This window comes from Novosphingobium sp. 18050, assembly GCF_902706195.1.
GTDB lineage: Bacteria > Pseudomonadota > Alphaproteobacteria > Sphingomonadales > Sphingomonadaceae > Novosphingobium.
The window spans coordinates 130862-140486 of record NZ_CACSJO010000014.1 but is presented as its reverse complement, the minus strand read 5'-3'; the positions used below and the strand labels follow the sequence as shown (position 1 = coordinate 140486).

The window sequence follows — 9625 nt, the reverse complement described above, 5'->3', positions numbered from 1 at the left end:
ATTACTGCCACCCCGAGCCCTGAAGCCCCGGGAGCAGGCGCCGTCGCCCACATGTCCCTTCATCTAAAACCTACAATGTCAAAAAGCACAACCAGACAAAAAACCCGGACAACCACTCATCCCCCGCGTCTTGCGATTAGGGAGAGAGCCAGATGCCCGTCCAATGTCGGCGACCACAACAACAACCAGATGGTCCGCTGCGGTGAACAGCCCTCTAAGAGCCACCCACGATTCGGTCAAACCCTAAATTCGAGAAACTTATCAACACCGCTTAGCTCGCTCTATCAGCCGGTACGCACCGCCCATGAGGCTCGTCACCTCATCCTGGCTCAGCACATATTGTGGTTCGTAGCTAAGGCCCTGACGGCGCGAACGCCGCCACTGGTCGACGTACAGCCCCTTGTCCTGGCCGAAGACCGAATGGACATGGCGCGCAAGTGCGGGAGGGCAATCGCTGGAGTAGGCAGCACGGAAGATGGAGATATCGGCGACATAGCCCCCGATCATCACCCACATGTGACCCTGCCACTGAAGTTCTTCGGCCTTGAAGGCGTTTGCGGCGGCAGATGGCCGGTCATCTTCGTAAACCGGCTCGCCGTCTACCGCCAAGGTCCCTGCGACGAGGTGGACCGGCGCTGAAAGATGTCGTTCGAGATGGACGACGAAGGCCGCGCTCAGGAATGCGGATGTGCCGGGTGCCTTGGGGAATACCTTCAGCAGGTCGACGGCGCATCCGGCTATGCGTGCCCGGTCGGCGTCGTTCAGTTCATAGGCCTTGAAGGCACGGGCGGCTGGCCATCCGTGGGTCGAGGCAACGAGCTTGCCGAGCTGAAGGAGGTCTTTTGCTGCTGTCGTCAAAGGGGGTCACTCACGGGCCGGTGTGGAGGCAAGGCTGAGCCCATAGGTCAGCCCGCCTCCATAGCCAAGCCGCGCTCAGGCCTTGGGAGTGACCCATACCTCTACCGGGGCCACGAACTTGCCCGGCGCGGGCTTGCCCACATGGACACGGTCTGCAGTTACCAGCTCGCCGGTTTCGAGGTTGAACGAGGCCCATGGCTTGGGCATGCGCCCGAAAGTCATCTTCTGGATGGGCTGGCCCGTGGCCGAATTCATGATGGTTGCGATGATGCTCATAAGGGGCCGGTAGCCAGAGCGGCACTGCCTCGTCCATGTGTGGTCGGCGGTTTTCCACGAGCGTCCGGGCCAGCGGTCAAGCCGGCTTCATTTCGCCCGTGCGAGCGGCTTCACCAGGCCGTGCGAACCCGGCTACGAAGACGAGCGCTGCGATCACCCCGAAGATGCCAGCCAGGACGAAAGCTGGGGCATAAGTGCCGGTCTGTTCGCGGATCACGCCGGCGCCGAACGCCGCCACCGCCGCGCCGATCTGGTGCGCGACGAGAATCCAGCCAAAGACGATGGGCGCATCGCGTTCACCGAACGACTGGTTGGCGAGCTTGACCGTGGGCGGCACGGTTGCGATCCAGTCCAGCCCGTAGAAGACGGCGAAAATGGTGAGGCTCACCTGCCCGAAGTCGATGAACGGCAGGGCGATCAGCGAAAGTCCGCGCAGGCCATAATAGACCATCAGCAGGCGGCGCGGGTCATAGCGATCGGTAAGCCAGCCCGAGGCGGTCGTGCCTATCAGGTCGAACAGGCCCATCAGCGACAACAGGCCCGCTGCTGCGACCGGGGCGATTCCATGGTCTCCGCAAAACGCGATCATATGCGTGCCCACCAGGCCGTTGGTCGTCAGGCCGCAGACAAAGAAGGTGCCCGACAGCAGCCAGAAGACTGGCTGGCGCACTGCCCGCACCAGCGCCTCGACGGCGAGCCAAGGCGTGGCCGCCTGCTTCATCGGCGGGGCAGGCGCGGTATCGGGGGCTTCGCCGAAGCGGCGCAGGCCGCGATCTTCCGGCCGCTCTGGTACGAGGAAGGCGACGGCAGGGATCAGCGCCGCGCAGCCAAGACTGACCGCCAGCGCCACCGGCTTCCACGCCCCCCCTTCCGTCAGCCAGGCCAGGAACGGCAGGAACACCAGCGCGCCCGTGGCAGTACTGGCGCTGAGCAGCCCCATGACCAGCCCCTGCCGCGTCGCGAACCAGCGGTTCACCACCGCCGCGCCCAGCACCGAGGCCACCGCGCCGGACCCGATGCCCGACAGGACGCCCCAGGTCAGGACATAGTGCCAAGGTGCGCTCATCCACTGGCTGATGAAAGTTGACACCGCCATCAGGGCAAGGCCCGCCAGCATCGTGCGCTTGATCCCCACGCTCATCATCAGCGCGGCGGCGAAGGGGCCGACCAACCCATAGAGCAGAATGCCCAGCGCCGCCGAAAACGAGATGGCCGCCAGGTCCCAACCGAAATGCAGCTGCAACGGCAGCATCATCACGCCCGGTGCAGACCGCAACCCCGCAGAAAACAGCAGCGCAAGGAACGTCACGGCGACGACCAGAATGGCGGGATGGCGGCGGAAGGCGCGGAAAGTCATCGGTATGCTCGGTTCCGTCATGGCTGGCCCGCAGGTTTGGGCCAAGGCTATCTACCGCTCTTTACTGCACGTCCCGGCACCGCGCGAACGATCAATATTGGCGGAGGTTGTGAATCCGGGTAACAACCGGGCATGTACCGTCCGCCCTCCATCCAGACCCTGCGCGCGCTGGAAGCTGCCGCCCGGCTCAGGAGCTTCTCACGCGCTGCCGAAGAACTCGGCGTCACCCACGGCGCGGTCAGCCACCGCATACGCGAAATCGAGGAACGTCTTGGCGCGGTGATGTTCGAGCGGCGCGGTAACACCATGGAGCCGACTGCCGCCGCCCGGCAGGTACTGCCGGTGATCCGCCAGTCGCTGGAACTGATCGCCAGCGTGTTCCCCGCGCCCGCCCATGACGGGCAGCAGGTGCTGCGGATCGGGGTGCTGCCCTCCTTCGCCGCGAACTGGCTCGTCCCCCGGCTGGCAGCATTTCATGCCGCCCATCCCAAGATCGCGATTGCGCTCGATCCACGACTGGAGGTCAGTCCGATCGGTCCGGGCGGGCTGGATGCGGCGATCCGCTATGGCAGCGGGCAGTGGCCGGACCTGACGACGCAGCGAATGATCGTCGACATGGTGTTTCCCGCTTGCTCACCGCACTATCGCAGGCACATGGAAATCCATGGCCCGCAGGATTTCGCCCGGTGCCACCTCATGCGCAACGTCTGGCAGCCATGGACACCATGGCTCCAGAAGGCCGGCATCGCGATGGCGGAACCTACCGGCTCGGTGCCGTTCGAGGATGCCGGACTGATGCTCGATGCCGCCGTCGCCGGACAGGGCGTGGCGCTGGTGCGCAAGGTAATCGCCCGTGACGCGATCGCCGAGGGGCGGCTCGTCCGACTCTCTGATATCGAGATTCCGTTCGAGGGTGCCTACCACTTCGCCTGGTCCCGCATCGCATCGGACAAGGACGCTGCGATCAGGTCATTCGGCGTATGGCTGGCGCAGCAATTGCACCAGGAATTTCCAGACTAGCAGGAGGCACGCAAGGCCGGGCGCCCCCCCCCTCACGCTCGCTCTAACAGCACGGCGAGGCCCTGGCCGACGCCGATGCACATGAACACCAGCGCGTGGCGTCCGCCGGTACGGTGCAGTTCCTCAACTGCCGAGAGCGCAATTCGCGCGCCCGACATGCCCAGCGGATGGCCAAGCGCGATGGCGCCGCCGTTGCGGTTCACCCGGGGATCGCCAAAGGGGTCGACGCCAAGATCGCGCAAGGTGGCGATCGCCTGGCTGGCGAAGGCTTCGTTGAGTTCGATCACGTCGATCCGGTCCATCGTCAGGCCGTGCCGGGCAAGCACCTTGCGCCCTGCCTCGACCGGGCCGACGCCCATGATCCGAGGCGCGATCCCTGCCGCCGCCATGCCAATCACCCGCGCGCGCGGGGTCAGGCCGTGCCTGGCCGCCGCCGCTTCAGAGGCGACGAGCATCGCCGCCGCGCCGTCGTTGAGGCCAGAGGCGTTGCCCGCGGTCACCGTGCCGTTCGCCATGACCACCGACTTCAGCTTCGCCAGCGCTTCAAGACTGGTGCCGCGCAGGTGTTCGTCCTGAGCAAAGAGAAGCGGGTCGCCCTTGCGCTGCGGAACCTGTACCGGGACAATCTCGGCAGCGAAACGTCCGCTGGTCTGGGCGCGGGCGGCCTTTTCCTGGCTGGCGAGGGCGAAGCGGTCCTGATCCTCGCGGCTGACCTGCCACTGCGCTGCGACGTTCTCGCCGGTTTGCGGCATCGTATCGACGCCATAAGCCGCCTTCATCGCCGGGTTAACGAAGCGCCAACCCAGTGTCGTGTCCTCGATCTTCTGGTCGCGGCCGAAGGCGCTGCCTGCCTTGCCCATCACATAGGGCGCGCGAGTCATGGATTCGACGCCGCCTGCGATCATGAAGTCGGCATCATCGCTGCGGATCGCGCGGGCCGCATCGCCCAGCGCGTTGAGCCCCGAGCCGCACAGACGGTTGACGGTCGCCCCCGGCGTGCTGTCCGGCAGGCCCGCCAAGAGCGCGGCCATGCGCGCGACGTTGCGATTGTCCTCGCCCGCCTGGTTGGCGCAGCCGAGGATCACGTCATCCACCGCGCCCCAGTCCGCGCCCGGATTGCGCGCCATAAGCGCCTTCAGGGGAAGCGCGGCGAGATCGTCGGCGCGCACGGTGGCAAGGCTGCCGCCGAGTTTGCCGATGGGGGTACGCACGGCGTCGCAGATGAAGGCTTCGGTCACGGTCAGGTCAACTTTCGAGAAACGAGACAAGCAGCCCGGCAAGCGCCTCGGGCGCTTCGAGCGGGGCGAGATGGGCTGCGCCGAGCGGGCAATGCACCGCGCCGGGAATGCGCGCTACGAGATGCTCGCCGTGCCCTTCATAAGGCGTCGAGGTGTCACGGGTGCCGGTGACGACCATTGTCGGGCACGCGATCCCGGCAATGCGCGTGGCCAGATCCATGTCCCGTATCGCCGCGCCGCAGCCGGCGTAGCCCGCCACGTCCATGCTCACGAGCTGGCGGCGAACCGTCTCGAACACCGCCGGATTGGCTGCGGCGAAGGCCTCCGACAGGAAGCGGCCCATCGCGAGATCAGCGATGGCGGCCATGCCCTCGGCGCGGATTTTGGCGATGCGGTCGTTCCACGAAGCAGCGTCCATCGTCGCGGAGGTGCAGACCAGCGCCAGCTTTTCCAGCCGCTCGGGCGCCTGCAGGGCCAGTTCCATGCCGATCATCCCGCCCAGCGAAACCCCGGCGAGCGAGAACCTGCCGAGGCCAGCCGCATCGGCCGCCGCCAGCACGTCCGAAGCCAGCTGCGACAGCGTCCAGTCGCCGGGCTCGGCTGTCGACGCGCCATGTCCGCGTGTATCGAGGCGCAGCAGCGCGAACCGTGTCCGCAGGTACGGCAGGGCCGCCTCCCACAGGTCCATGTCGGTGCCGATCGAGTTCAGCAGGACCAGCGCAGGCGCATCGTCGCGCCCTTCCCGCTTCCAGTAGAGGCTTGCGCCAGACACTTGGGTAAACGACATCAGGCCGTTCCCGCCCCGGCGAGGGAGCCGTGTTCGAACGGTGCGCCGGTCCTGGCGATCACTTCATCCAGGCTGACGCCGGGCGCGAGTTCTACCAGTGTCAGGCCGCCGGCCTTCCGGTCGATGGCAAAGACGGCAAGGTCGCTCACGATCATGTCGACCACGCGCTTGCCGGTGAGCGGCAGGGTGCATTCGGGCAGGATCTTGGGATCGCCGTGCTTGGAGACGTGGTCCATCACCACGATGACCTTCTTCACGCCCGCCACGAGGTCCATCGCCCCGCCCATCCCCTTCACCATCTTGCCCGGGATCGTCCAGTTGGCGAGGTCGCCTGCCGCAGAAACTTCCATCGCGCCCAGCACCGCCATGTCGATATGGCCGCCCCGGATCATCGCGAAGCTGTCCGCGCTGGAAAAGAAGCTGGACGTCGGCAGCGCCGTGATCGTCTGCTTGCCAGCGTTGATGAGATCGGGGTCGACCTCTTCGTCGTAGGGGAACGGGCCGATGCCCAGCATCCCGTTCTCGCTTTGCAGCGTGACCTTGATGCCTTCCGGCACATGGTTGGCGACCAGCGTGGGGATGCCGATGCCCAGGTTCACATAGTACCCGTTGCGCAGTTCCTTTGCCGCGCGGGCGGCCATTTCGTCGCGGGTCCATCCCTTTGTTTCTTGGGTCATCAGACGGATTCCCTTTCGCGCACGGTTCGCTTTTCGATGCGCTTCTCGTTGACGGTGGAGAGCACCACGCGGTCCACGTAGATGCCGGGGGTGTGGATGCAATCGGGATCGAACGTGCCTGCGGGCACGATCTCCTCCACCTCGACCACGGTAACCTTGCCGGCCGTCGCCATGTTCGGGTTGAAGTTGCGCGCGGTCTTGCGGAACATGAGGTTGCCCTCCTCGTCCGCCCGCCAGGCCTTGATGATCGAGAGGTCGGCGCGCAGCCAGGTTTCGCGCACGTATTCCTCACCCTCGAACTCTTCGACCGGCTTGCCCTCGGCGACCACGGTGCCCACGCCGGTCTTCGTATAGAACGCCGGGATGCCCGCGCCGCCGGCCCGGATGCGCTCGGCCAGAGTGCCTTGCGGGTTGAGTTCCAGCTCAAGCTCGCCGGAAAGATACTGCTGCTCGAACAGCTTGTTCTCACCCACGTAGGAGGAGATCATCTTCTTCACCTGCCGGCTTTCCAGCAACATCCACAGACCAAATCCATCGGCGCCCGCGTTGTTGGAAACCACCGTCAGGTCCTTCACGCCAGAGGCGCGGATTTCCGGGATCAGGCTCTCAGGGTTGCCCGAGAGGCCGAAACCGCCCGACATGATCGTCATGCCGTCGAACAGAAGACCTTCCAGCGCGGCCGCAGGGCTATCGTAGATTTTGGACATCGTGTTTTTCCTTATCCCAGATCGCCGCCGGCGACGGGCAGGATGGAACCGGTGACATAGCCGGCTTCATCCGAAGCGAGGAACAGAATCGGTGCGATCTGCTCCTCGAGAGTTCCGTAGCGCTTCATGAAGGCGGAGGAAGTTACCTGCTCGACCGCTTCGGCCATCCACGCCTGCTCCTGCGCATTGTCGCCCGCCGCATTACGGGGGACGCGGCGCGCAGGCGCCTCGGTTCCACCAGGCGCAGTGGCGACGACGCGGATGCCGGCCTCGGCATATTCCATTGCCAGGCTCTGCGTCAGGCCGTTGATGCCGCCCTTGGCCGCCGAGTAGGGCACGCGGCGAATACCGCGCGTGGCGTTGGACGAGAGATTGACGATCGTGCCGCGCCCCTGCGCCAGCATCGCCGGCAGCACCGCGTGGCAGCAATAGAGCGTAGGCATAAGCGAGCGGCGGATTTCCGCATCGATCTGCGCAGGCTCGAATTCGCCATAGGGGCGCATGCGGATCGCGCCGCCCACATTGTTGACGAGGATGTCGATGCGCCCGAATGCTTCGAGCGCCGCCGCCATGGCCTGGCTTGCGCCTTCATAGGTTTCGAGGTCGCAGCAGACCGACACGGCCCGCCCCGGATTATTTGGGCCGCCCGCCGCCACGATTGCCTGCTCCACCTCGGTCACGAAGTCCGCCCGATCGACGAGGACGAGGCTCGCCCCTTCCGCCGCCGCGCGCATGGCGATACCGGCGCCGATACCCTGCGCCGCGCCGGTCACGACCATGACCTTGCCAGCGAACCGTCCTGCGAAGATCATTCCCATCTCCTTAGACGTGATAAACGTCGATGACCTGGTGAATGTAGTCGTCCTTGAGGACGATCTTCTTCTTCAGGATCTTCGGCGTTTCGCCAGTGGTATCGAGCGTCAGGAACGTGGTTCCGAAGAACTGCGCCGTCTCCTGATAACGGTGGCTGAGCGTATGCCAGTTATAGCGCAGGTCGACCTGCCCCTCGCGGTTCGCCAGCACCTCGACATTGGCGATGAAGTGCGAGGTCCGCGCTTCCGGGGTGCTGGCCGAGGAACGCTCGGTATTGAGGCGATAGACACGGTCTTCCAGACCCTTGCGGTTGCCGTAGTAGATCAGCGAGATTTCTCGCTGGGGATCGGTGGTCAGCGCGTCGTCGTCGGTCCAGGAGGGCATCCAGTACTCGGCGCTGTCCGCATAGCATTCCAGCCATTCGTCCCATTCGCGGTCGTCGAGCAGCCGCGCCTCGCGATAGAGGAAGGCGCAGATGTCGCCGTAGGAGAGAGCCGCGCGGCTCTGTTCGAGAACGGCGGTCATTCTGCGGCCTCCAGCATCGGCTGCGCATCGCGTGCCAGCCCGTCCAACATGATCTGCGCCCAGAATTCATGCTGACGCACGAACAGGCCCTCATCCTCGCTGCGCTCGCTGGAGAGCAGCGGGTTCATGCCCATGGCCGCCGCATTGGCGTCCGGTCCGGCGATCCAGCGGGTGGCGCCGCGGCTGAGATCGTTCCACAGCTCGCCCGCGCCTTCGTAGGCAGACTGGCAGGAGCGGAACTCCTCCAGATCGTCGGGCGTGCCCATGCCGGTGACGTTGAAGAAGTCCTCGTACTGGCGGATGCGGTGGGCGCGGTCCTCGGCGCTCTCGCCCTTGGGGGCGTAGCAGTAGATCGTGATCTCGGTGGTGTGCACGTCGATCGGGCGCACCACGCGGATCTGGGTGGAGAACTGGTCCATCAGGAACACGTTGGGATAAAGCGCCAGGTTGCGCGTCTGTTCGAGGATGAACTTCGCGCGGGTTTCACCCAAACGCTCGGTCAGCTGGTCCTTCAGGCCCCAGACCGGCCGCACTTCAGGGTTGAGCACCTGGGTCCAGAGCAGGATGTGTCCATGTTCGAACCCGTAGACGCCGCTGGCCGGAGCCTTCGACCAGCCGTTGGCGTCGACCGCCTTGGTGCCGCCTTCGGCGCGGCGGCCCATGGTGGACTGGTAGTTCTCGTGAACGGAGCTGACGTGATAGCCGTCGCAGCCGTTCTCCATCTGCATCTTCCAGTTGCCGTCGAAGGTGTAGGTGGAATTGCCGGTCAGCACTTCCAGCCCCTCGGGCGCCTGGTCGACCATCTGGTCGATGATGACCCTGGCCTCACCGAGGTGCTCTTCCAGCGGCAACACGTCGTGGTTCAGCGAACCGAAGATGAAGCCGCGGTAGCTTTCCACGCGAACGCGGGTGAGATCGTGCGAACCTTCATGGTCGAAGCTCTCGGGATAGGCGCCGGTGCTGGCGTCCTTGGCCCGCAGCAGCGTGCCGTCCGTCTTGAAGCTCCAGCCATGGAAGGGGCACACGAACAGCGGCTGGGTGCCGCGCTTGCGGCGGCAAAGCTTGGCGCCGCGATGCGCGCAGGCGTTGACGACGCAGTTGAGGCCGCCGTCCTTGGCGCGGGTCAGGATCACCGGGGTGCGCCCGATATTGGTCGTGAAGTAGTCGTTCTTCTTCTCGACCTGGCTCTCGTGCGCGAGATAAACCCAGTTGCCTTCGAAGATGTATTTCATCTCGAGCTCGAACAGCTCGGGATCGGTGAAAACATCCCGGCGGCAGCGGAACACACCGGTAGCGGGGTCGTCGACGACGGCGGTCGAAACCCGGTCCATCAGATGTTCGTGCATGATCCTGTCTCCCGTATTTCT

General features: G+C 65.2%; 11 protein-coding genes. 1 reads left to right on the top strand and 10 read right to left on the bottom strand.

All coding sequences use genetic code 11. The annotated features are described in order from the left end of the window. Positions 1-261 precede the first annotated feature (261 nt). From GVL61_RS15000 to GVL61_RS14990, 3 genes are all read right to left on the bottom strand, one after another. The gene (locus tag GVL61_RS15000; protein WP_159981459.1) at positions 262-858 is read right to left on the bottom strand and encodes a hypothetical protein; all 597 of its coding nucleotides are present in this window, start codon (positions 856-858) and stop codon (positions 262-264) included. A gap of 75 nt (positions 859-933) precedes the next feature. Next, complete coding sequence (locus GVL61_RS14995; RefSeq protein ID WP_082057694.1) at positions 934-1134, bottom strand: hypothetical protein; 201 nt, start codon at positions 1132-1134, stop codon at positions 934-936. Positions 1135-1210: 76 nt separating this feature from the next. Then, complete coding sequence (locus GVL61_RS14990) at positions 1211-2491, bottom strand: MFS transporter (RefSeq protein ID WP_159981458.1); 1281 nt, start codon at positions 2489-2491, stop codon at positions 1211-1213. Positions 2492-2623: 132 nt separating this feature from the next. Between GVL61_RS14990 and GVL61_RS14985 the strand changes: the two genes are divergently transcribed. Continuing rightward, complete coding sequence (locus GVL61_RS14985; RefSeq protein WP_159981457.1) at positions 2624-3511, top strand: LysR substrate-binding domain-containing protein; 888 nt, start codon at positions 2624-2626, stop codon at positions 3509-3511. 32 nt (positions 3512-3543) lie between these two features. On the opposite strand, the gene pcaF is transcribed toward GVL61_RS14985, so the two are convergent. The 7 genes from pcaF to GVL61_RS14950 are packed head-to-tail and all read right to left on the bottom strand — an operon-like array spanning position 3544 to position 9604. Continuing rightward, positions 3544-4749, bottom strand: coding sequence for a 3-oxoadipyl-CoA thiolase (gene pcaF / locus GVL61_RS14980; RefSeq protein ID WP_159981456.1), 1206 nt, complete (start codon positions 4747-4749; stop codon positions 3544-3546). Between the two features lie 7 nt (positions 4750-4756). After that, on the bottom strand, positions 4757-5536 hold the full coding sequence (gene pcaD / locus GVL61_RS14975) for a 3-oxoadipate enol-lactonase (RefSeq protein WP_159981455.1): 780 nt from the start codon (positions 5534-5536) through the stop codon (positions 4757-4759). After that, complete coding sequence (locus GVL61_RS14970) at positions 5536-6213, bottom strand: 3-oxoacid CoA-transferase subunit B (RefSeq protein WP_159981454.1); 678 nt, start codon at positions 6211-6213, stop codon at positions 5536-5538. Before GVL61_RS14970 ends, pcaD begins: the two co-directional genes overlap by 1 nt. Then, positions 6213-6920 carry a CoA transferase subunit A gene (locus GVL61_RS14965; protein WP_159981453.1) on the bottom strand — a complete coding sequence of 236 codons (708 nt, stop codon included), beginning with the start codon at positions 6918-6920 and terminating at the stop codon, positions 6213-6215. The genes GVL61_RS14970 and GVL61_RS14965 overlap by 1 nt, the downstream gene beginning before the upstream one ends. An 11-nt stretch (positions 6921-6931) precedes the next feature. Next, positions 6932-7732, bottom strand: coding sequence for a benzoate diol dehydrogenase BenD (gene benD / locus GVL61_RS14960; protein WP_159981452.1), 801 nt, complete (start codon positions 7730-7732; stop codon positions 6932-6934). A gap of 10 nt (positions 7733-7742) precedes the next feature. Then, positions 7743-8258 carry a benzoate 1,2-dioxygenase small subunit gene (benB, locus tag GVL61_RS14955; RefSeq protein WP_159981451.1) on the bottom strand — a complete coding sequence of 172 codons (516 nt, stop codon included), beginning with the start codon at positions 8256-8258 and terminating at the stop codon, positions 7743-7745. Further along, complete coding sequence (locus GVL61_RS14950; RefSeq protein ID WP_159981450.1) at positions 8255-9604, bottom strand: Rieske 2Fe-2S domain-containing protein; 1350 nt, start codon at positions 9602-9604, stop codon at positions 8255-8257. The genes benB and GVL61_RS14950 overlap by 4 nt, the downstream gene beginning before the upstream one ends. Between the last annotated feature and the right edge of the window lie 21 nt (positions 9605-9625).

Bases quoted from the DNA above. Each gene is read 5' to 3' on its own strand.
- GVL61_RS14995 (WP_082057694.1), bottom strand. From the start codon at position 1,134: ATGAGCATCATCGCAACCATCATGAATTCGGCCACGGGCCAGCCCATC.
- GVL61_RS14990 (WP_159981458.1), bottom strand. From the start codon at position 2,491: ATGACTTTCCGCGCCTTCCGCCGCCATCCCGCCATTCTGGTCGTCGCC.
- GVL61_RS14970 (WP_159981454.1), bottom strand. From the start codon at position 6,213: ATGACCCAAGAAACAAAGGGATGGACCCGCGACGAAATGGCCGCCCGC.
- benB (WP_159981451.1), bottom strand. From the start codon at position 8,258: ATGACCGCCGTTCTCGAACAGAGCCGCGCGGCTCTCTCCTACGGCGAC.
- GVL61_RS14985 (WP_159981457.1), top strand. From the start codon at position 2,624: ATGTACCGTCCGCCCTCCATCCAGACCCTGCGCGCGCTGGAAGCTGCC.
- benD (WP_159981452.1), bottom strand. From the start codon at position 7,732: ATGATCTTCGCAGGACGGTTCGCTGGCAAGGTCATGGTCGTGACCGGC.
- GVL61_RS14950 (WP_159981450.1), bottom strand. From the start codon at position 9,604: ATGCACGAACATCTGATGGACCGGGTTTCGACCGCCGTCGTCGACGAC.
- pcaD (WP_159981455.1), bottom strand. From the start codon at position 5,536: ATGTCGTTTACCCAAGTGTCTGGCGCAAGCCTCTACTGGAAGCGGGAA.
- GVL61_RS14965 (WP_159981453.1), bottom strand. From the start codon at position 6,920: ATGTCCAAAATCTACGATAGCCCTGCGGCCGCGCTGGAAGGTCTTCTG.